The sequence below is a fragment of the Nonomuraea sp. ZG12 genome (assembly GCF_052068115.1).
Lineage (GTDB): Bacteria > Actinomycetota > Actinomycetes > Streptosporangiales > Streptosporangiaceae > Nonomuraea.
In genome coordinates, this window is the sequence record NZ_JBQHCW010000003.1 from 218423 (window position 1) to 238456 (window position 20034).

At 70.7% G+C, this 20034-nt stretch carries 20 protein-coding genes and 1 tRNA gene; 8 read left to right on the forward strand and 13 right to left on the reverse strand.

The annotated features are described in order from the left end of the window. Positions 1 to 14: 14 nt before the first annotated feature. Positions 15 to 515: a hypothetical protein gene (locus ACTMTF_RS12850; RefSeq protein ID WP_397010154.1), complete on the reverse strand. Its 501-nt coding sequence runs from the start codon at positions 513 to 515 to the stop codon at positions 15 to 17. After that, positions 515 to 1114, reverse strand: coding sequence for a DUF6286 domain-containing protein (locus ACTMTF_RS12855; protein WP_397010156.1), 600 nt, complete (start codon positions 1112 to 1114; stop codon positions 515 to 517). Before ACTMTF_RS12855 ends, ACTMTF_RS12850 begins: the two co-directional genes overlap by 1 nt. A gap of 123 nt (positions 1115 to 1237) precedes the next feature. Between ACTMTF_RS12855 and ACTMTF_RS12860 the strand changes: the two genes are divergently transcribed. Beyond that, positions 1238 to 2431 (forward strand): amino acid deaminase/aldolase, encoded by a 1194-nt coding sequence (locus ACTMTF_RS12860; RefSeq protein ID WP_441110799.1) that lies wholly within the window; start codon positions 1238 to 1240, stop codon positions 2429 to 2431. Between the two features lie 18 nt (positions 2432 to 2449). On the opposite strand, the gene ACTMTF_RS12865 is transcribed toward ACTMTF_RS12860, so the two are convergent. After that, positions 2450 to 2776: a DUF3618 domain-containing protein gene (locus tag ACTMTF_RS12865; RefSeq protein WP_397010160.1), complete on the reverse strand. Its 327-nt coding sequence runs from the start codon at positions 2774 to 2776 to the stop codon at positions 2450 to 2452. 147 nt (positions 2777 to 2923) lie between these two features. Here ACTMTF_RS12865 and bcp point away from each other — a divergent pair, with 147 nt between their 5' ends. After that, the gene (gene bcp / locus ACTMTF_RS12870; RefSeq protein ID WP_441110800.1) at positions 2924 to 3397 is read left to right on the forward strand and encodes a thioredoxin-dependent thiol peroxidase; all 474 of its coding nucleotides are present in this window, start codon (positions 2924 to 2926) and stop codon (positions 3395 to 3397) included. A gap of 95 nt (positions 3398 to 3492) precedes the next feature. Next, a tRNA-Leu gene (locus tag ACTMTF_RS12875) sits at positions 3493 to 3575 on the forward strand. A gap of 3 nt (positions 3576 to 3578) precedes the next feature. Here ACTMTF_RS12875 and ACTMTF_RS12880 read toward each other — a convergent pair. Continuing rightward, positions 3579 to 3986 carry an HNH endonuclease gene (locus ACTMTF_RS12880; protein WP_441111031.1) on the reverse strand — a complete coding sequence of 136 codons (408 nt, stop codon included), beginning with the start codon at positions 3984 to 3986 and terminating at the stop codon, positions 3579 to 3581. Here ACTMTF_RS12880 and ACTMTF_RS12885 point away from each other — a divergent pair. Beyond that, positions 3918 to 4478, forward strand: coding sequence for a hypothetical protein (locus ACTMTF_RS12885; protein WP_441111036.1), 561 nt, complete (start codon positions 3918 to 3920; stop codon positions 4476 to 4478). The two genes, ACTMTF_RS12880 and ACTMTF_RS12885, sit on opposite strands and share 69 nt — an antisense overlap. Positions 4479 to 4650: 172 nt before the next feature. Here ACTMTF_RS12885 and ACTMTF_RS12890 read toward each other — a convergent pair whose 3' ends face one another. Beyond that, positions 4651 to 5574 (reverse strand): 2-hydroxyacid dehydrogenase, encoded by a 924-nt coding sequence (locus ACTMTF_RS12890; RefSeq protein ID WP_441110801.1) that lies wholly within the window; start codon positions 5572 to 5574, stop codon positions 4651 to 4653. A 55-nt stretch (positions 5575 to 5629) separates the two neighbouring features. Next, entirely contained in the window at positions 5630 to 6367 is a 738-nt protein-coding gene (locus ACTMTF_RS12895; protein ID WP_441110802.1) for a hypothetical protein, read from the reverse strand. Between the two features lie 146 nt (positions 6368 to 6513). On the opposite strand from ACTMTF_RS12895, the gene ACTMTF_RS12900 reads away from it, so the two are divergent. From ACTMTF_RS12900 to ACTMTF_RS12915, 4 genes are all read left to right on the forward strand, one after another. After that, positions 6514 to 7683: a sensor histidine kinase gene (locus tag ACTMTF_RS12900; protein ID WP_441110803.1), complete on the forward strand. Its 1170-nt coding sequence runs from the start codon at positions 6514 to 6516 to the stop codon at positions 7681 to 7683. 19 nt (positions 7684 to 7702) lie between these two features. Beyond that, positions 7703 to 8353 (forward strand): response regulator, encoded by a 651-nt coding sequence (locus tag ACTMTF_RS12905; protein ID WP_441110804.1) that lies wholly within the window; start codon positions 7703 to 7705, stop codon positions 8351 to 8353. Between the two features lie 104 nt (positions 8354 to 8457). Beyond that, complete coding sequence (locus ACTMTF_RS12910; protein WP_441110805.1) at positions 8458 to 9210, forward strand: ABC transporter ATP-binding protein; 753 nt, start codon at positions 8458 to 8460, stop codon at positions 9208 to 9210. 1 nt (position 9211) lies between these two features. After that, on the forward strand, positions 9212 to 11704 hold the full coding sequence (locus tag ACTMTF_RS12915; protein WP_441110806.1) for an ABC transporter permease: 2493 nt from the start codon (positions 9212 to 9214) through the stop codon (positions 11702 to 11704). Positions 11705 to 11962: 258 nt separating this feature from the next. On the opposite strand, the gene ACTMTF_RS12920 is transcribed toward ACTMTF_RS12915, so the two are convergent. The 7 genes from ACTMTF_RS12920 to murI all read right to left on the reverse strand — a co-directional run bounded on the left by ACTMTF_RS12920 (position 11963) and on the right by murI (position 19964). After that, positions 11963 to 12232, reverse strand: coding sequence for a hypothetical protein (locus ACTMTF_RS12920; RefSeq protein WP_397010176.1), 270 nt, complete (start codon positions 12230 to 12232; stop codon positions 11963 to 11965). After that, positions 12229 to 12942, reverse strand: coding sequence for a toxin glutamine deamidase domain-containing protein (locus ACTMTF_RS12925; protein WP_441110807.1), 714 nt, complete (start codon positions 12940 to 12942; stop codon positions 12229 to 12231). Before ACTMTF_RS12925 ends, ACTMTF_RS12920 begins: the two co-directional genes overlap by 4 nt. A 2377-nt stretch (positions 12943 to 15319) precedes the next feature. Further along, a complete protein-coding gene (locus ACTMTF_RS12930; protein WP_441110808.1) occupies positions 15320 to 16999 on the reverse strand; it encodes a molybdopterin-dependent oxidoreductase in 1680 nt (559 codons plus the stop codon). A gap of 46 nt (positions 17000 to 17045) precedes the next feature. Beyond that, entirely contained in the window at positions 17046 to 17636 is a 591-nt protein-coding gene (gene rdgB, locus ACTMTF_RS12935; protein WP_441110809.1) for an RdgB/HAM1 family non-canonical purine NTP pyrophosphatase, read from the reverse strand. Next, entirely contained in the window at positions 17633 to 18352 is a 720-nt protein-coding gene (gene rph, locus ACTMTF_RS12940; protein ID WP_441110810.1) for a ribonuclease PH, read from the reverse strand. The genes rdgB and rph overlap by 4 nt, the downstream gene beginning before the upstream one ends. Before the next feature lie 39 nt (positions 18353 to 18391). After that, a complete protein-coding gene (locus tag ACTMTF_RS12945; RefSeq protein WP_441110811.1) occupies positions 18392 to 19144 on the reverse strand; it encodes an MBL fold metallo-hydrolase in 753 nt (250 codons plus the stop codon). After that, positions 19098 to 19964 carry a glutamate racemase gene (gene murI / locus ACTMTF_RS12950; protein WP_441110812.1) on the reverse strand — a complete coding sequence of 289 codons (867 nt, stop codon included), beginning with the start codon at positions 19962 to 19964 and terminating at the stop codon, positions 19098 to 19100. Before murI ends, ACTMTF_RS12945 begins: the two co-directional genes overlap by 47 nt. Positions 19965 to 20034 lie beyond the last annotated feature (70 nt).

Below are 20034 nucleotides of genomic sequence, written 5' to 3' on the forward strand. Positions count from 1 at the left end.
CGCGGGTCAACACCTCACCGGCGGACGTGGATGCGGACGATGGCGGCCAGGTCGTCGTCGCGGACCTCGCGTCTGATGCGGCTGACGATCTCACGGTCCAGTTTGGCCGCCACCGAGCCCACGTCGGCCGTCGCCGGGCAGGTGAGCCTGATGCGCAGGCGGGTGGCCTCGCCGACGACCCGGACCGCCGCCCTGGCCAGGCCGTCGACGTCCTTGAGGCCGACGCAGAGCATCGCCGTGCCGGTGCCCGAGCGGGCGCCGAGGCGGCCCCAGCCCAGGCTGAGCAGCAGCCAGCGGAGCGTCACGAACGCGAGCACCAGCAGGGCCAGCGCGATCGCCCACAGCGCCCACTGCTGCTCGGCGACGGCGTGGGCGGTGCGCTCCGGCAGCACCTTGGCCCGCGGCGGCAGCCCGTCCAGCTTGTCCTGTCCGCGTAGCCACGCGTAGGTCCCGGCGCCCAGCAGCAGCGCGCCGACCACGGCCAGGCCGACCCGGTTGCCGGCGTACTGCCTCATCACAGCCCCTTCCGGCGCAACCGTACGACGACCTCGCACGTCTCCAGCGTGCCCACGCCGGCCAGCCGGTCACCCACGGCGGTGCCGACCTGCTTGAGCATCGAGCCGGAGCTCTCCGGGCCGGTCACGACGGTGACCTCGATCCTGCGTCTGCGCAGCCGTACCCGCGCTTTGTGCACGCCGTCGACCTCCTGGGCGACGGCCCGCAGCGTACGGCGGAGGCCGACGCGGGTGATGCCGACCACGATGAGCGGGTCGGTCGTCTCGACCGGCACCAGCCTGGAGCGGCCCGGCACCAGCGCGAGCAACAGCAGGATGCCGCCCACGCCGGCCAGGGCGAGCGCGACGGGCGACAGCTCGCTCCACGAGGACTTCGACGCCCATGCCACGGCCTCGTCGACCGGCACCCAGCCGAGCCGCTTGCCCAGCAGCGCCGACACGATCTCCACGGTGGTCAGCCCGAGCCCCGCGGTCAGCAGGGTCGCCACGAGCACCGCCGCCGGGGTGCGTGCCGGTCTGAGCGCTCGCCTGGACCTGCGGAGCGGGGTGTCCTGCGCGGCGACGGCCGCACCGGGCAGTATCTGCTGGAGCGTGGTCATCACAACGACCAGAGGTACACGGATCCGGTGGCCACTCGACCGCCCCCTCGCCGCCCGTTTGCTAGATCCTTACGGGCGCGACGGCCAATATGAATGCGTCTCATATTCATCTACGCTGCTGGCATGGACGACCGCCGGCGCTACGACAGGGCGACCGCGGCTCTTGAGCCGCCGTTCGCCATCCTCGACCTGGAGGCCTTTCACGCCAACGCCGCCGCTCTGGTACGACGCGCGGCCGGCAAGCCGATCCGGGTGGCGACCAAGTCGATCCGCTCACGGCCACTGCTGGAACGCGTGCTGGCCATGGACGGCTTCCGTGGCCTGATGGCCTTCACCCTGCCGGAGGCGCTCTGGCTGGCGGAGCGGGGGTTCGATGACATCCTCGTGGCCTATCCGACGGTCGACCGCGAGGCCCTGGCCACGCTGGCGAGCAACGCCGAGGCCGCCGGGCGGATCACCCTGTCGGTGGACTCCACGGAGCAGCTGGCGTTCATGGATCATGCCGTGGCCGGGGTGCAGCCGCGCCACGAGATCCGCATATGTATCGACATCGACGCCGGTTTTGTCGCCCTTGGTGGGAAATTTCGGGCGGGTGCGCTTCGCTCGCCCGTCCGCGACGCCGACCAGGCCGCGGCCCTGGCCACCGACATCGCCAAACGCCCGGGGTGTCGCCTCGTCGGGCTCCTGGCCTACGAAGCGCAGATCGCCGGAGTCGGCGACGCCCCGCACGCCGGCGCCGCCCGCGCCCGCGCGATCAGGCTCATGCAGGCCCTGTCGGCCAGAGAGCTGATCGTACGGCGCGGCCGCATCGTCAACGCCGTCCGCCAGATCGCCGACCTCGAATTCGTCAACGGCGGCGGCACCGGCTCCGTCGAACGCACCGTACGCGAGAAGGCCGTCACCGAGGTCGCGGCCGGATCAGGGCTCTTCCACCCGCGCCTGTTCGACTTCTACAGCCGCTTCACCGGTCGGCCCGCGGCCCTGTTCGCCCTGCCGGTGGTCCGCCGCCCCGCCCCCGGCACGGTCACCGTCCTCGGCGGCGGCTACCTCGCCTCCGGAGCCGCCGGGCCCAGCCGGCTCCCCCAGCCGTACCTGCCCGCCGGCCTGCGCTACGCGCCGGACGAAGGTGCGGGCGAGGTGCAGACCCCCCTGCTCGGCCGGCCCGCCGAAGACCTCCGCGTCGGGGACCGGGTCTGGTTCCGGCACGCCAAGGCGGGCGAGCTGTGCGAACGCTTCGACACCCTCTACCTGGTGGAGAACGACACCGTCACGGAGTCCGTCCCCACCTACAGAGGCGAGGCCCGGACCTTCCTCTGACGGCCCTCTGACGGCCCTCTAACGGCGACGGCGACGCCACAGCGCGATGGCCGCGCCCACCACCAGCACGGCGCCCAGCCCGATCAGCACCGGCGCCAGGTTGGGCGGTTCCTCGTCCCACAGCCGCTCCGGGTCGTCGCCGAACTCCACCGGCCGTGACCTCATCCCCAGGGCGTCGCTCACCGAGATCGCCAGACCCTCGGCCCGGGACCGCACATCCGCCACCGTGCGCCCGGCCACGCGCTTGGGGCTCACCCGGTCGGCGATGGCGTCGACCGTCTGCGCCAACTCGGCTCGCGTCCGCGCGATCCGCCGCTCCAACTCGTCGGGATCGGTGTCAGCCATGGCTCTCCTCTCGACCGCGCTCCTGGTCGTGCCCGCGCCGTCATGCGGGCACTGCCCGCTGTTGTCGTGATCAGTCTGTCAGGTCGGCACGACGTACGGCACCGCGGGCGGCCAGGTAGGTTTTCCTGGAAAAACACTGGAGGACCCATGACCGACACGAAGCTGGCACCCGGCGACGCCGCACCCGACTTCACCCTGCCCACCGCGGACGGCGGCGAGGTCTCCCTCGACTCCTACCGCGGCAAGCGGGTGATCCTCTATTTCTACCCCGCCGCGATGACCCCCGGCTGCACCAAGCAGGCCTGTGACTTCCGCGACAACCTCGGCCAACTCACCGCCGAGGGCTTCGTCGTCCTCGGTGTGTCGAAGGACAAGCCGGCCAAGCTCGCCAAGTTCGCCGAACACGACGCGCTGACCTTTCCGCTGCTGTCGGACCCCGAGCTGGTGATTCATCAGGCGTACGGCGCGTACGGCACCAAAAAGCTCTACGGCAAGGAAGTCGTGGGCGTCATCCGCTCCACCTTCGTCATCGACGCCGACGGCAAGATCGAGCAGGCCCTCTACAACGTGAAGGCCACCGGACACGTGGCGAGCCTGAAGAAGAAGCTCGGCCTGTCCTGATCCCCGGCTGCGGGCCCGACCTCCGGGCCCGCAATACTGGTAGCGCCGCACAATCGGAGGGCTAAACTATTTGAGGCCCCCTCGGCGGGGACTGCGCGGGCGTGGCGAAATGGCATACGCGGCAGGTTTAGGTCCTGTTGGTGGAGACACTGTGGGGGTTCGAGTCCCCCCGCCCGCACATCTATCCGATCGAGGCGCCACGGTTCCGACCGGCGTATGTCGCCGTCTGCGAATGGCAGTTCGGGCACAGCAACCTCAGGTTTTCCCGCCGGTTGTCGAGCGGGTCGCCATTGATATGGTCCACTTGCAGTGTCAGCGGCGCGCCCTGCCACGTGTCTCCGACCCGGCATTTCTCACAGACCGCAGGGATCCCGATGCGTCCGAGAAGGCGGCGAAGCAGGGCTCCCCGACTGCGGCCGGATCCGGGGGGACGCAGCACCAGGAGTTTCGCCGGATCACTCTGGAGGCTTGTCGTACGGGAGTTCGTGAGCTCGCGTCCGAAATGTGAGGTGTCAATCTCATGGCGCGCGACGCAACGGAGCACGCGCCTCCGATTCGTTTCGTTGACCGGCAATCGCAGGCGACGCATCGTGTCAGCCACCGAGCAGGACGCGGCGACGGCGGCCCTGACGGCCTCCGGGTCCAGGTGGATCCGCTGGAAACCAGCCGGCTCCGCAATCCCGAGAGCGCGCAGCTGCCGGCGCACATCCTCGCGAACTCGTCCGCACTCGGTCACTCCGAGTCGCCGCAGGATCTCACGCATGCTTTTGGCGCCGCCTGCGGCCTCTTCGAGAACAGCGCGTTCGAAGCGCTCGCAGTGGACAGGCTGAGACGCAGGCTCGTGCGAGAAGCGCGACGTGTCGATCCCCTCGGCCTTGATACGTCTGCTGATGTGCGAATGCGCTCCGCCACTTCGCCGTATCTCCAGGTGATCGAGAACGCCATTGACGCTTGTCGAAGCGGCCACCGCCTCGGACAGAAGACCCGCAGTGTACTTTATTCGGGAGGTGCGCCGGAAATGCGACGTGTCGAGACCCAGCTCATCTATTTTCCGCCGAATTCCAGCGCGTCGGCCGCCTGAGTTGTTGAGCCCCAGCGATGACAGGACTTCTGCTATCGAGCGCGCCCGCCTCACGCATCGGGCCAGCTCATCCGTGCTGATATCGCCGTACGACATGCGGACAGCCTAGGCAAGGCCACCGACATTTCTCGACGACAGGAAATCGGCGCGGATTCCGTAAGGTGAAAAATGGTTAAATAACCAGATTGGCCGGTTGTTCGCCTCTGGCGAATTGGCCGATCTGGGTGGCCGCTACCTGCCAGGCGCGTTCGTCGGCCTCGGGGACGCTGCCCGCCACGTGTGGGGTGATCAGGACGCCCGGTGAGTGCCACAGCGGGTGGTCCGAGGGCAGGGGCTCGGGGTCGGTGACGTCGAGGATGGCGCGCAGGCGGCCGGACCGGGTCTCGGCGAGCAGGGCCTCGGTGTCGACGACGCCGCCGCGGGCCGCGTTGACGAGGATGGCGCCGTCTCGCATCCTGCTCAGGAAGTCCTGGCCGGCCAGGTGGCGGGTGTCGGCGGTCAGGGGGAGCATGAGAGCCACCACGTCGTGGGCGGGCAGCAGGCGCGGCAGGTCGTCCATGGCGTGGACGTCGTGGCGGGCACGGCGGGCGACCATGGTGATCTCGACGCCGAAGGGCTCCAGGTGGGTGCGGAGCCGAGTGCCGAGGTCGCCGGCGCCGAGGATGAGGATCTTCTTGCCGGCCAGGGTCTCCGTCGGGCGCGGGTGCCAGCGGGCCTCGGCCTGGTTGGCCACGTAGGTCGGGAGGCCACGGTAGACGGCGAGGAGGGTGGCGACCGTCCACTCCGCCACCGCGAGGCCGTGCGCGCCTCGGGCGCTGGAGAGGGCGACCTGGTCGGGGAGGCGGCCGGACAGCTGTTCGGTGCCGGCGCTGAGGGTCTGGACCAGGCGGAGCGAGGGAAGCTCCTTCACCAGGGCGAGTACGCGGTCCAGGGGGCGCGAGGGGACGACCATGACCTCGGCGTCCGAGGCTTCCGCGGGCAGCGGAGCCGTGACGTCGTAGAGGACGGGGCGGACGCCGGACACGGCGGACAGGGCGGCGAGCCCGAGCTTCTGCGGCACAAGAGCCACCATGTCGCCGTTGTGCGTCTCTGACATGCGATCCCCTGGTTCCGACGGCCGGCGTCACGTTCGTTCGCCTTGCGGGGAAACCTTAGCCCGTGCGGGTGGGGACGGGAGTGGCGAGGGTGGGCGTCGGCTTGGGAGGGCTGATCGACGACCCGTCGCTGGGCAGGGGCATCGGGTACGGGGCCGGGTGGCGGCAGTAGGTGCCGCCGGGAACGGGGCGGCAGGCCGGGTGGTGAGGGGCGCGGTAGTCGGGCTGGAAGGGGCCGTAACGACGGTCCAGGGCCGGCCGCTCCCAGCTTCTGTAGGAATCGTGGGAGGTGAGGCTGCCGATCAGCAGTACGGCGCTGCCGCCGATCAGGCAGCCGACGATGAGGCCGATCAGGCCGGCGCCGATGATCTGGGCCGGCTTCTGACGGACGAAGTCCCGCCAGGAACCCGGTTCCGGCGGCCGAGGTCCCGCCCATCCGGGGGCCGTGAAACCACCAGGCATGGGACCACCGGTGGACGTGGGACCACCGGGCATGGGACCACCGGGCCCGCCCGTCGCACGCCCGCCCTGAGCGAAATCGCCGGTCGCGTGACCGGCCGCCGCATGACCGCCCTCTGCGGGATCGGCCTGCGTGTGGCCGCTGACCGTTGGGTCGCCCGCCGTCGCGCCGCTCGCCGTGGGCCTGTCCGTAGATGAGGGGGAGACGTCGTGGGCGGGGTCCGGTGAGGGAGATGTCTGTGTGTCGTCGGACGCGCTCTGCGCGGCCCCCTCTTCGTGAGACGGGTCGCGCGGCACCTCGCCGCGCGACCCGTCTTCACGATCATGATCCGCCATCACGATCTCCCTTTACTCGCCCCGAGAGGCGCACCCAGGTACAAGATTGGCCTACCACTCGTAAGACCCGTGTAAGACCAGGGTCGTAGGCAAACATCCGCCTCAAGACTGACCAACCTCTCCCCATCCATACGTATCGTGATGATGTGTTCGGCAGGGTACGGGCGTGGTCCACGCGCCATGGGAAGCTGATGGACGCCCTGCGGGTGGCTCCTCTGGCTCTGCTGTGCTTGTTACCGCTGGCCACGTACATCGGCGCGCCGTCGAGTGGCCCGATGCCGCCGTTCAGCGTGCCTGTCTATCTGGCCGTCAGCCTGGCGTTGCTGCTGCCGCTGCTGTGGCGGGGGCGTCCGCTGGTGGTGTTCGCGGTCGTCTCGCTGATCAGCTTCGGTCAGTGGCTGGCGGAGTCGGGGGTGCTGCCCGCCAATCTGGCGGTGCTGGTGGCGTTGTGGTCGGTGGCCTACCGTGCCTCCTTCCGCTGGTCGCTGGCCGCCATGCTGGTGGCCGAGCTGGGGGTGTTCCTGGCCCTGGTGCAGTGGGACACGGCCACGCTGGGCATGTTCACCAGCGGTTCGATCTTCGTGGTGACGGTCTGGCTGACGGGCCTGTACGCCAACACACGCAGGCGCTATCTGGAGAGCCTGGAGGAGCGGGCGATGCGGGCCGAGTTCGAGCGCGACCAGCAGGCCCGGATGGCGGCCGCCGCCGAGCGCGCCCGGATCGCCAGGGAGCTGCACGACGTGGTGGCGCACAATGTCAGCGTGATGGTGGTGCAGGCCGACGGCGCGGGGTACGCCATCGACGGCGATCCCGAGCAGGCGCGGCTGGCCGTACGCAACATCTCCAAGACCGGGCGTGAGGCGCTCGCCGAGATGCGCAGGCTGGTCGGGGTGCTGCGGGAGGACGAGAGCACCGAGTACACCCCGCAACCCGGGCTCGCGCAGTTGGAGGAGCTGGTGCGGGGGGCGGGCGTGCCCGCGCGGCTGCAGGTCGTGGGCACGCCTGCGGAGCTGCCCGAGGGCAAGCAGCTCGCCGTTTACCGGATCGTCCAGGAGGCGCTGACGAACGCGCTCAAGCACGGCGGCCCCGGCGTCCGGGCGCTGGTCGAGCTCCGCTACTCCATGTTCGAGCTGGTGGTGCGGGTGACCGACGACGGGCGGGGCGCGGCGGCGGCGCTCGCGTCCGGCGGGCACGGGCTGGTGGGGATGCGGGAGAGAGTCACCATGTACGGCGGAGCGGTCACGGCCGGGCCGCGAGCGGGCGGCGGCTTCGAGGTGCTGGCGAAACTGCCGATGCCCGAGGCCAGGGCCGCCTAGAGCCTGCGAGGAGCGGCCAGTGATACGCGTGATGCTCGTCGATGACCAGGAGTTGCTGCGTGCCGGGTTCAGGATGGTGCTGGGCGCGCAGCCCGACATCGAGGTGGTGGCCGAGGCCGGGGACGGGCTGCGGGCGATCGAGGTGCTGAAGGACGTCGAGGTGGACGTGGTCCTCATGGACGTGCGGATGCCGAGGATGGACGGCGTCGAGGCGACCCGGCACATCACCGGGCCGAAGGTGCTCATCCTGACGACGTTCGACCTGGACGAGTACGCGTTCGCCGCGATCAAGGCGGGGGCCTCCGGGTTCCTGCTCAAGGACGTGCCGACCGCCGAGCTGCTGAGCGCCATCCGGTCGGTGCACGCCGGTGACGCCGTGGTGGCGCCGAGCACGCTGAAGCGGATGCTCGGCAGGTTCGCCACTTACCTGCCGTCGGAGGCCCCGGCCGCGACCGCCGAGCTCACGCCGCGCGAGCGGGAGGTGCTGCTCATGGTGGCGCGGGGCCGCTCCAACCTGGAGATCGCGGCCGAGCTGGAGGTGGCGGAGGCGACGGTGAAGACGCACCTGGGCCGGGTGCTGGCCAAGCTGGGGGTCAGGGACCGGGCGCAGGTCGTGGTGTACGCCTACGAAGCCGGGCTGATCGTGCCGTCGCATCGGCCGAACGGCTGACCCGGGTCATCTGACGGCCTACACAAAGTCCCTCCTCAAGGCCCACAAAACCCGAAATTTCCGGCCATAGCGTGAGTCGCGTTCAAGAACGACAAGGAGCGAACGTGACTCTCACCGAAACCTGGCGACAGGCCCCACCCGCCGTGCTGGCCCAGGCCCTGACCAAGGTGTACGGCCAAGGCGACGCACAGGTGCACGCACTGCGCGAGGTGGACGTGGCCTTCGCCACCGGCGCCTTCACCGCGATCATGGGCCCGTCCGGCTCGGGCAAGTCGACGCTGATGCACTGCCTCGCCGGGCTCGACACCGCCACCTCCGGCACGGTGCACATCGGTGACGTGGAGCTGACCGGGCTCGGCGACAAGCAGCTCACCCTGCTGCGCCGTGAGCGGATCGGCTTCATCTTCCAGGCGTTCAACCTGCTGCCCACGCTGACCGCCGAGGAGAACATCCGCCTGCCGCTGGAGATCGCGGCACGCCAGCCGGACCAGCTGCTGTTCGACCGGGTGATCGACACCGTCGGGCTGAGGGACCGGCTGGGCCACCGGCCGGCCGAGCTCTCCGGTGGCCAGCAGCAGCGCGTCGCCGTGGCCAGGGCGCTGATCAGCAAGCCGCAGGTGATCTTCGCCGACGAGCCGACCGGCAACCTCGACTCGCGCAGCGGCGCGGAGGTGCTGTCGTTCCTGCGGACGTCCGTGCGGGAGCTCGACCAGACCATCGTCATGGTCACGCACGACCCGATGGCCGCGTCGTACGCCGACCGGGTGGTGTTCCTGCGTGACGGCGCGCTGGTCACCGAGATCACCTCGCCCACGCCGCAGTCCGTGCTGGACACGCTGATGAAGCTGGAGGCCTGACGTGGTGAAGACGGCCTGGGCCGGGCTGCGCGCGCACAAGCTGAGGCTGCTGCTCACCTCGCTGGCGATCGTGCTGGGGGTGGCGTTCATCGCGGGCACGTTCGTGCTGAACGACACCATCCAGGCCGGGTTCGGCCAGCGCGTCACGGCCGACGCCGAGAAGGTGGCGGTGGCCGTACTGCCTGGAGGGTCTGACAACAAGACGATCGCCCCGGAAACGCTGGACCGGGTGCGCGGCGTCGCGGGGGTGCGGGAGGCGCAGGGGCTGCTGCGCGGGCCCGCGCCGCTGCTGGGCAAGGACGGCAAGACAGCCGGCGACATGCCGACCACGGCCGTGTCGATCGTGCCGGGAGCGCTGGACCGCACCACGATCGTCACCGGCACCGGCCCGGGATCCGACGACCGGGCGGCCGTGCTCGACAAGAACACCGCCGAGGCCCAGGGGTTCCGGCTCGGCGACACGATCACGGTGCTGGACGCCGAGCAGCGCAAGCACACCTTCAAGCTCGTCGGCACCCTCGATCCCGGACTCGATCAGCAGCTGTCCTACACCGGCGTGGTCGGGTTCACCATGGCGACGGCGCAGCGGATGACCGGCGAGAAGGGCTTCCAGGAGATCGACGTCGCGGGTGCCGATCCCGTACGGCTGAAAGAGGCCGTCGCGGCGGCCGTCGGCGGCGCGCACGTGGTCAAGACCGGGACGGAGCTCGCCGCCGACCTGGCCAAGCAGGCCGGGGTGGAGATAGAGGTGCTGACCATCGGCCTGCTGATGTTCGGGCTGGTGGCGATGCTGGTGGCCACGCTGGTCATCTACAACACCTTCAACATCCTCGTCGCCCAGCGCACCAGGGAGATGGCGCTGCTGCGGTGCATCGGCGCGACGCGTGGCCAGGTGTTCGGCTCGGTCCTGATCGAGTCGGCGGTGGTCGGGCTGGTCGCCTCGGTGCTCGGCCTGGCCGCCGGGTACGGCCTGAGCGTGCTCACGCTGGCGGTGCTCGCCGCGTTCGAGGCGCCACTGCCGACGGACGCGGCGGTCACGCTCACGCCCGCCACGATCGCGATCGGCCTGGTGCTCGGGCTCGTGGTGACCGTGGGTGCGGCGGTGCTGCCGGCCCGCACGGCCACCCGGGTCGCGCCGATCGCGGCGCTGCGCACGCAGGTGGAGGAGCAGACGTTCCGCGCCGGGGCGCTGCGCGTGGTCTTCGCGTCGCTGTTCCTGCTCGCGGGGCTGGGCGCGGCCGGCGTCGGCGCGCTGGCGCTGCCTCCCGGCCAGGACAGCTCGCTGTTCGTGGTGATGGCGGGCGGCGTGCTGACCTTCCTCGGGGTGCTGATCCTCGGACCGGTGCTGGTCAAGCCGCTGAGCGCGCTGATCGGCTGGATCCCGGCCAAGCTCTTCGGCGTGCCCGGCCGGCTGGCCGTGGACAACTCCGGGCGCAACCCCAAGCGGGCCGCGACCACGACGGTGGCGCTGACCATCGGCGTGACGCTCATGACGCTGATCTCGGTGGTCACGGCGTCCACCCGGGCGACGGTGACGGTCAAGCTCGACGAGCAGTTCCCGGTCGACTACCAGCTCATCACCCAGGAACGCGACGCCACCATCCCCCGGACCATCGGCGAGGAGCTCCGGGGCAAGCCGGAGCTGGCGGCGGTGCTGCGGATCCGCGACACCCGGGCGTCGGTCGGCGGCATCAAGACCCAGGTCGGAACGTACAACGGGCCGATCGAGCCGGAGGTCCTGTCGGGCTCCATGCGGGACTTCGGGGCCGGCCAGGCGATCCTGGCGGACCACGCGGCCACCGATATCGGCGTCAAGGTGGGCGACACGGTGTCCGTCAAGACCGAGCAGGCCGGGACGGTGCCGCTCAAGGTGGTGGCCATCGTCGACGCGGAGTCGCCGCTGCCGACGCTCACCATGGCCGAGCCGCAGTTCGAGGAGGCGTTCGGCGTGCTTGACGACAGCCTGGTGCTGCTCAACATCGGCGAAGGCGTCTCACCCGGACAGGCGCGCACCGTGGTGGACGCCGCGACCGCCGCGTACCCGACGGTCCAGGTGCAGAGCTCGACCGAGGTGCGCGGGCAGTTCGACGAGACGCTCGACATGCTGTTGATGATCATTACGGGCCTGCTGGGGCTGGCCATCCTGATCTCACTGCTCGGCATCGCCAACACACTGTCCTTGTCGGTGTACGAACGGACCAGGGAATCGGCGTTGCTCCGGGCGCTCGGGCTGACCAGGCCCCAGTTGCGGCGGATGCTCTCGGTGGAGGCACTGGTGCTCGGGCTGATCGGGGCGCTGGTGGGAGTGGTGCTCGGGGTGTCGTTCGGGTGGGCGGCCTCGCGGGCGTTGATGGACGGAGCGGTCTTCTCCGCGTCCGCCGGGCAGATCGGGCTGTTCGTGGTGCTCTCGGGGCTGGCGGGGGTGGTGGCCGCGATCCTGCCCTCCCGGCGGGCCGCCAGGGCCTCGATCGTCGGCTCGCTGGCTGCGGGGTGATGGGTGGGCTCGGTATTGATGCCCTCGAATCCGATTTATGGCGATAAATCCGGATAGATGTAGGTGTGACGCCGCCGGGCCCGGCCCGGCGGCACCATGCGCAGGGCCGGGCGTCCACGGGGGCAACGCCCGGCCCCGCGCAATCCCGCCCGGGGCCGCTGCCGGCCTGCCCATGACGACTCCGCCTCGCGATCAGGCGAGCGCCGAAGGCACGAGCCTTGGCCGAAGGATCCGCTGAGCCGGAACGCACTGCCTTCGTCAGCGGGTCCGGTGGCCGGGCCACAGCTCGGCCACCGTCTCCGGATCGAGCAGGGGGCGGGCCGCCACCTCGCCCGTGCTGCCGTCGATCACGATGCAGCCGCCCCCCACCGCGTCCGGCAGTCTCACCGGGTCATCGGGCTCCAACTCGCGGACCCAGGCGACATATCCCTCATCGAACCCGTAAATCCCCACCGAGTACGTCGCGTCCGCCGGCCGCACCCCGTTGAAGTACTCCTCCGCCAGCGCCCGCGCCTGGTCCATGTTCATCGTGACTGTCCCTGCCTGTCGAGGACGACGCAGAACACCCCGGTCACCGTGGTGTACGGCGGCTCCACGGCCATATGACCGCGCTGCGCGTCTATCCAGATCACCTCACCGTGGGAGTTGACCGCGTTCCACGCGTGCGTCCCGCCGCCGGGCCAGCGCACCACGATGACCGCACAGGCCCCGTGCCCGGCCTCCCGCAGCCGCCGCGCCACCATCGGGTACGCGTGCCTCCCCTGCCCCGCGTGCTGGAACCGCTGCCCCACCCAGCGTTCCATCCGCGCCGCGCTCCCGGCCTCACCGGTGAGCAGCGGCCTGCCGATCTTGTCGTACTCGGGCATCCTCGGGGCGGACGCGGCCGGCTCGCCGTGCCAGGTGGACACCACGGCCAGCGCACAGTCGGCGGCGTTCGACGCCCGGAACGGATCGTCCGTCGGCCCGCCCCCATTGATCAGCCGAACCCAGGTGCCGCGCGGGTCTGGGAACCGAGCACCCGGCGTCACGGCCGCCACCAGGTCCCGCTGCACCTGCGGGTCCGGCGCCACCAGCCCACCCGGCACACCGTACGGCCTGCTGTCGGCGAGCTTGGGCGGCCGATGCGGCCAGTCGAACCAGTCGTACGCGGCGGTGCCGCCTGCCCTCCCCCACCTCCCCTGGGCCGCTGAACCACCCCCACCCGTAGCCCGGCAACCGGCGTCAGCCGGGACCCCCACGGAAACCCCGGACGATGCGCAACCCCCGGAGGCCCGCCCGTTTCCTGAAACGTCAGCCCGGCCGTTGCCGAAAGCGTCAGCCCGCCCGCCGTCCGAAACGCCGGCCCGGCCGTCAGCGTGGGCCGTCCCAGCTCCCGGCGTGGAGAATCGCGCCGCCGGTCCCGGGGCTTCATTCGGAGCGGGCGCCTGATGGCCCGGCCCGTCGGCCGTTCCCTGTGTTGCGGTCCCTCCCGGGCCACGAACCGCCACGTCCGCCGCCCCGGCTGCCGAACGCCCGTCGGCAGGCGTACCGCCTCGACCAGATGCCTGGCTTCGAACAGGCGCGTCGCCCCGAACGGGCGCACCGCCCCAACCGGCAGCACCGTTCGGGGCGGGAGCATCAGCAAGGTAACCAGATTGAGCAAAGGGGCCGTTCTGCGCAAACGGGCCGACCGGAGAAGGGTTACCGACCCCAGCAGAGGAGCCCGTCTCACCCGGAGAACCCGCCTGAGAGACGTTGCCCCCCTGAGCAGACGACCCAACCCGAGCAGACGGGCCGCCCTGGAGGGAAGGGCCAGGCTGGTCTACCTGGCCAGACGAACCGCCCAAGGGAGAATCCCCACCCTGTGCGGACGACCCAACCCCAGCGGACGAACCGCCCGGTCGAGGGTCTCCGATCCGGGCAGATGAGCCGATCTGAGGAGAGGTGCCGGCCTGGGCAGGGGAGGCCACTTGTGCGTAGGGGCCAACCCTGGGGAAGGCGCGAGCATACGCAGCGGGGTTGGCTCCTGGAACATCCCGCTGGTCGCCGGCGCTCCCCTGTGGGGCAGCGCCTCTGTGAGCAGCGCTGGGAGCTTCGCCGAAGCCTGGAGCTACGCTCCCGGCCTGGACTCCGGCTTGCCGAGGAGCACCAGAGGTGGAGGCCGTCGCGGCGCTGGACGTCGCTGGCATGCCGTCGGGCTGCGAATGTCCCAGAGGTTCTCGCGACGACTCCCCGGTCGTGGCGTTTTCGCGAGACATATCGCCTGGTGCTGCGTTTTTTCGCGAACTGTCCGCGTGTGGATATTCACGGGATGCGGCTTGGGGAGCTGAAGCCTCGACGGGCCAGGATCCGTTCGAGGTCACGCCCTGCTGCGAGCTCCCAGAACCTCGGGGCCTCGTGTACTGCTGGGGAGTCTCGGACTCCTGCGGCCTTGCGCACTGGTGCGGGGTATCGGAGTGCTGAGGCGTCGTGTGCTGAACGCTGCCGGTCTGGTGAGAACCGGCACGCTGTTGGGCGCTACCGGGCTCTTGGGACGTGCTCGGAGCGGGCCAGTGAGGCAGGGCCTTGGACATGGCCGACGGCATCGCAGCTCGGTGCGGGGCAGGCGGTGGTGCGTGATCACCTGATGGTGCTGCCCGCCGGGCTGGGCCCTGCTCAGGCTCATCGCGGAGTCCTGACCCTCGTGCCGCAGCCGTATCCGGCGTCATCGGACTCGAAGGGCCTTCAGGTCCTTCGAGCAGCGAGGGGTCCCGCCTGGCCCCGTTCCTGAACTGGCCATGGGGTAGCAGGCCGTCAGAAGGCTGGGCGTTGGGGAACGAGCCGCCTGAAAGGTGGTCATCCTGAGGTCGCGAGTCTGGGGCTTGGCCGTCAGAGGCCAGGGCACCTCGCCACCGGCCGTCCGCCCGTCGCCATTGCGGCCCCTGCTCCGGCTCCAGTTCCGGCACCTGTCCGTGCATGCCCTGCTCTGCCCGGCCCTGCCCTGCCGCTGTTTGCCCTCCGGGACCCTGCCTTCCGGGACCATGACCTCCAGGACCCTGACCTCCCGGTCCTTGTCCTTGTGGGGTGTGCCTGGCTGAGTGCTGGGCGTTGGCGCGCTGACCGTTCGGCTGCTCGCCGTACGGGGACTCGCCGTTGGAAGATCGGCCGGTCGGCTGATCGGTGTTGGAGAACCGGGCGTTGGAGCGCTGGCGGTTCGATGGCTGGTCGGTCTGTAGGTGGTCGCGTGGGCGAGGGCCGCCCAGCGGATTCTGGGCGGTCGGCGGGGATGTGCGGATGGGTGCAGCCGGACCGGTGCGAGTCGGACCGGTGCTGGTCGGACCGGTGCGGGTGGAGTCGGTCGGGTCGGTAGGTGTGGAGTTGGTCAGGTCGGTGGGTGTGGAGTCGGGTGGGTCGGGGGTCGCGGCGCGTTCGTAGTCGAGCCATCTGACCCCGTCAGCGACCACGGGGTTGTACTGCCCCTCGGGAAGGACCCACCGGACGCTGGACTTTCGGTCGCGGAACACGTCCTGCCTCCTGTCATACTCGACGACCGATCGTAGGGGCGGCCACCACGAGGAAGAGGCAGAGTCAGGAAGATTCTCGGCCAGTACTGACGCCCGTACCAGCACAAACGCGGGCAACAGCGGGCCAACGAGGTCAGGTGGCGTGGACCGTGATGGTGTGCCAGCCGGTGGCGCCGTCGGGGGCGACCGAGGTGCGTTCCTCCGGCTGGGTGCGGCCGGCCGCGTCCGTGGCGCGTACCTCGATGGTATGGTCGCCGGGGGTGGCGTCCCAGTCGAGCGCCCACTGCCGCCAGGTGTCCGGGCCCGGCACCTGGGCCAGCTTCGCCTTCAGCCACTCGCCCCGGTCGACGCGGACCTCGACGGCGGACAGGCCGGTGTGCTGGGCCCAGGCGACGCCGGCGATGGTGGTACGGCCGGCGGTGACCTTGGAGCCGGGCAGGTCGATGCGGGACTGGACCTTGATGGGGCCTCTGGCCGCCCAGCCGCGTGGCGTCCAGTACGCCTCGTCGGTGTCGAACCTGGTGACCTTGAGGTCCACGACCCACTTGGTGGCCGAGACGTACCCGTACAGACCCGGCACCACCTGCCGCACGGGGAAGCCGTGGTCGACGGGAAGGGCCTCGCCGTTCATGGCGATGGCGAACAGGGCGTCGCGGCCGTCCATGACGACGTCCAGCGGGGTGCCGCAGGTGAAGCCGTCGGAGGAGGTGGACAGGAGCATGTCGGCGTCGGACCGGACGCCGGCCTCGCGCAGCACGTCGGCCATCCGGACGCCGAGCCACCGGGCGTTGCCCACGTACGGCCCGCCGACCTCGTTGGAGACGCAGGCGAGGGTGATGTCGGCCTCGGTGAGAGGGCGCTTGAGCAGGTCGTCGTAGGTGATCTCGATGGGCCGGTCCACCAGTCCGTGGACGCGGAGGGTCCAGGTCCGCGGGTCGACCTGGGGCACGATGAGCGCGGTATCGACCCTGTAGAAATCCGCATTTTTCGTGACGAAGGATGACAGGCCGTTGAGCTTGAAGTCCACGCCGGGCGGCAGCGCGGGAAGAGGCTGAGCAGGCGCGGGCAGGGCCACGCCGACCCTGGCGGCGTCCACGGCCTGCTGCCCGGCGAGGGTTCGTCCCAGCACCGTCGTGGCGCCCGCGACCACGACGCCGCCGGCGAGCCCGGTGATCAGCCGCCGCCGGTCGAACACGTACGGCTCACGACCCGCCCGCATGACGGCCGGCCGCTCAGGCTCCACCCGCTCGACAGGCCCAGCGGCCTCGACCGGCTCGGCGCTCCCGCTCGAAGCGGGCGAGGCAGGCGACACCGACTCTGCCTGCTCGGCGTGCAAGGCGGGCTCGGCGCGCGAGGACGGCGCCACCGCCCCAACACGGGCCCTCCCCATCAGCCAGACGAGTGCCAAGGCCCCCACCCCGACCCCGACCACGGTGGGCAGAACGTCGGCCACCTGCGCGTCGGGCCTGGTCAGCACCGCCAGCACGCCCAGGAGCGCGAACCCGGCCAGCCCCGCCAGGCCGTACCAGATCCTGCGCCTGGCCAGCACCCCGATGACGGCGGCGGCCAGCGCGAGCAGCGCGAAGACGCCACCGACGAGGACGACCTTGTCGTTCTCGCCGAACGTACGGATGGCGAAGTCCTTCAGCGGCGCCGGCGACAGGTCCACCACCGCGTCGCCCACGGCCAGCACGGGGAAGGCCGCAGGGCTCACCAGCCCTGCCACCAATTGCGCCACACCGAGGGCGACGCCCCCGGTGACGATTCCCGCCAGCGCGCCGGCCCAGGCGGGCACGTTCTCATTGCTCTGCACACTGATGACGCTACGCCGCCCCGGGCGCGGGGTTCTTACGCGGTGGTTACGAAGAGAGCAGCTCGCGCACGATCGGGGCCAGGGCGTTGAAGGCGCGGCCCCGGTGGCTGATGGCGTCCTTCTCCTGCGGTGACAGCTCCGCCGTGGTGCGGGTGTCTCCGTCGGGCACGAAGATGGGGTCGTAGCCGAACCCGTTGGCGCCCCGCGGCGTGGAGATCAGGCGACCGGGCAGGAGCCCTTCGGCCACCCGTGACTCACCTGACGGCAGCGCCAGCGCGGCGGCACAGGTGAAGTGCGCGGTCAGCTTGGCGGCGGGCACGTCGGACACCTGGGCGAGCAGCAGCTCCAGGTTGGCCCGGTCGTCGCCGTGCCGCCCGGACCAGCGGGCGGAGAACACACCGGGCATGCCGCCCAGCACGTCCACGCAGAGCCCCGAGTCGTCGGCCACCGCGGGCAGCCCCGACTGCTGGGCCACCGCGTGCGCCTTGAGCAGGGCATTCTCCTCGAAGGTGACGCCGGTCTCGGCGACGTCGCCGATCTCGGGGAACTCCTCCAGGCCGACGATGTCGAACCCGGACAGGATGCGGCGCAGCTCCCTGATCTTGCCGGGGTTGCGGGTGGCGAGCACGATCCTCATGCGCCCAGCGCCTCCTGCTGGAAGAGGGTCAGCTCCTCGCAGCCGGCCACGGCGAGGTCGAGGAGCTGGTTGAGGACCGCGCGGTCGAACGGCGTGCCCTCGGCGGTGCCCTGCACCTCGACGAAGCTGCCGTCGCCGGTCATGACCACGTTCATGTCGGTCTCGGCCGCCACGTCCTCGACGTAGCAGAGGTCGAGCATCGGCACCGAGCCGACCACGCCCACGGAGACCGCGGCCACCGAGCCGATGAGCGGGTCGCCGGGGCACATCTTGCGCTCGCGCATCCACGCGACGGCGTCGGCCAGCGCCACGTACGCGCCGGTGATGGCGGCGGTACGGGTGCCGCCGTCGGCCTGCAGGACGTCGCAGTCGAGCACGATGGAGTTTTCCCCGAGCGCCTTGTAGTCGACGCAGGCGCGCAGCGAGCGGCCGATCAGGCGGGAGATCTCGTGCGTGCGGCCGCCGATCTTGCCGCGCACGGACTCGCGGTCGTTACGCGTGTTGGTGGCGCGCGGCAGCATGGCGTACTCGGCCGTCACCCAGCCCTGGCCGCTGCCCCGGCGCCAGCGCGGCACGCTGTCCTGGACGGAGGCGGCGCAGAGCACCCGGGTGCCACCGAATTCCACCAGCACCGAGCCTTCGGCGTGCGCGAGCCACTGCCTGGTGATGGTGATGGGGCGGAGCTGGTCAGAAGTGCGGCCATCCTGTCGTGACATGCGCATCACCCTATCTCCGTGACCTGACTCCGCCTGCCCTCAGGTCAGGTCGTAGACGGCGCCGCTGTGCGCCAGCTCGACCGGCCCGTCGTAGCCGCCTCTGCCGGCGTCCGCCATGACGGTGGCCGGGTCGTTCCAGGGGACGAGGTGGGTCAGCACGAGCCGCCCAGCGCCTGCCCTGGCGGCGTGTTCGGCGGCCTGGCGGCCGGACAGATGCAGGTTGACGGGCAGGTCGGGCCTGTCGATCAGGGACGCCTCGCACAGCAGTATGTCGACGTCCGCCGCGAGCTTGACCAGGTCGCTGGACTCGCCGGTGTCACCCGAGTAGGCGACGCTGCGCCCGGCGTACTCCACGCGGAACCCGTATGCCTCGACGGGGTGGTTGACCAAGGCGGCGGTCACCGTGAACGGGCCGACCTCGAAGGTGCCCGGCGCCAGCCCGGCGAAGTCGAAGGCGGTCTCCAGGCAGGGCTCCTCGGGCATGCCGTACGCGGCGGCCAGCCGCCTCGGGGCGTCCGCCGGCGCGTACACGGGCACGCGAGGGTACGGCGCGGCGGGGCCGTAGGTGCGGGCCACGTGATAGCCGCACAGGTCGAGACAGTGATCGGCGTGCAGGTGGGTCAGGCAGATCGCGTCGACGTCGTACAGGCCGATATGGCGCTGGAGCGCGCCCAGCGACCCGCTGCCGAAGTCGAGCAGCATCCTGAACCCCTCGGCCTCCACGAGATAGCAGGACGCGGGGCTGTCAGGCCCGGGGAAGCTCCCCGAACAGCCGATGATGGTCACCTTCATGTGGGCCTCCCTTGTAGGTGGTACCCCCCACTGGTGCGACTTCGACCGCATCGATCTCCGGGCCCAGGAAGCGGCGCCCGAGCCGGGCGAAGAGCAGGGAGTCGCCGGTGGCGCGGAAGCGGTGCCGGGGGGTGGCTCCGCGTCCGACCGCCAGATCGCGGTCATGCAGAATGCGGTAGACGTCCTTGGCCGTCTCGTCGGCGCTGGACACCAGGGTCACCCCGTCACCGGCGACATAGGAGATGGCGCCGGTGAGCAGGGGGTAGTGGGTGCAGCCGAGGATGAGCGTGTCGCAGCCGGCGGCCTGGATGGGCTCCAGGTAGCCGCGTACGACCTCGATCAGCTCCTCGCTGGCCGTCTCGCCCCGCTCGACGTACTCCACCAGGCGTGGGGCGGCCACGCCGGTGAGTAGTACGTCGGGAGCCGCGGTGAAGGCGTCGTGGTAGGCCATCGACTCGATCGTGGCCTGGGTGGCGATCACACCGACTCTGCCGGTGCGGGTGGCCCGTACGGCCCGCCGGGTGGCGGGCTGGATCACCTCGACGACGGGCACGTCGTAGCGCTCGCGGGCGTCGCGCAGCACGGCGGCGCTGGCGCTGTTGCACGCGATCACGAGCATCTTGACGTCGTGCTCGACCAGGTGGTCCATCACTTCCAGCGCGTACGCGCGCACTTCGGCGATGCGTCTGGGCCCGTATGGCTGACGAGCCGTGTCGGCGACGTAGGTGATGGACTCGTGAGGCAGCTGATCGATGATCGCGCGGGCGACCGTCAGGCCGCCCACCCCGCTGTCGAAGATCCCAATACTCGCGTCCGGCACCCTTCAGAGGGTAGGCGACCTGCGGCATCTTCTCTGCGTAAGAATGCTCACACCGCGTGTGTCACCCGGT

Bases quoted from the DNA above. Each gene is read 5' to 3' on its own strand.
- ACTMTF_RS12850 (WP_397010154.1), bottom strand. From the start codon at position 515: ATGAGGCAGTACGCCGGCAACCGGGTCGGCCTGGCCGTGGTCGGCGCG.
- ACTMTF_RS12855 (WP_397010156.1), bottom strand. From the start codon at position 1,114: ATGACCACGCTCCAGCAGATACTGCCCGGTGCGGCCGTCGCCGCGCAG.
- ACTMTF_RS12860 (WP_441110799.1), top strand. From the start codon at position 1,238: ATGGACGACCGCCGGCGCTACGACAGGGCGACCGCGGCTCTTGAGCCG.
- ACTMTF_RS12865 (WP_397010160.1), bottom strand. From the start codon at position 2,776: ATGGCTGACACCGATCCCGACGAGTTGGAGCGGCGGATCGCGCGGACG.
- bcp (WP_441110800.1), top strand. From the start codon at position 2,924: ATGACCGACACGAAGCTGGCACCCGGCGACGCCGCACCCGACTTCACC.
- ACTMTF_RS12885 (WP_441111036.1), top strand. From the start codon at position 3,918: ATGGCGCGCGACGCAACGGAGCACGCGCCTCCGATTCGTTTCGTTGAC.
- ACTMTF_RS12880 (WP_441111031.1), bottom strand. From the start codon at position 3,986: ATGCGTCGCCTGCGATTGCCGGTCAACGAAACGAATCGGAGGCGCGTG.
- ACTMTF_RS12890 (WP_441110801.1), bottom strand. From the start codon at position 5,574: ATGTCAGAGACGCACAACGGCGACATGGTGGCTCTTGTGCCGCAGAAG.
- ACTMTF_RS12895 (WP_441110802.1), bottom strand. From the start codon at position 6,367: ATGGCGGATCATGATCGTGAAGACGGGTCGCGCGGCGAGGTGCCGCGC.
- ACTMTF_RS12920 (WP_397010176.1), bottom strand. From the start codon at position 12,232: ATGAACATGGACCAGGCGCGGGCGCTGGCGGAGGAGTACTTCAACGGG.
- rdgB (WP_441110809.1), bottom strand. From the start codon at position 17,636: ATGAGGATCGTGCTCGCCACCCGCAACCCCGGCAAGATCAGGGAGCTG.
- rph (WP_441110810.1), bottom strand. From the start codon at position 18,352: ATGTCACGACAGGATGGCCGCACTTCTGACCAGCTCCGCCCCATCACC.
- ACTMTF_RS12945 (WP_441110811.1), bottom strand. From the start codon at position 19,144: ATGAAGGTGACCATCATCGGCTGTTCGGGGAGCTTCCCCGGGCCTGAC.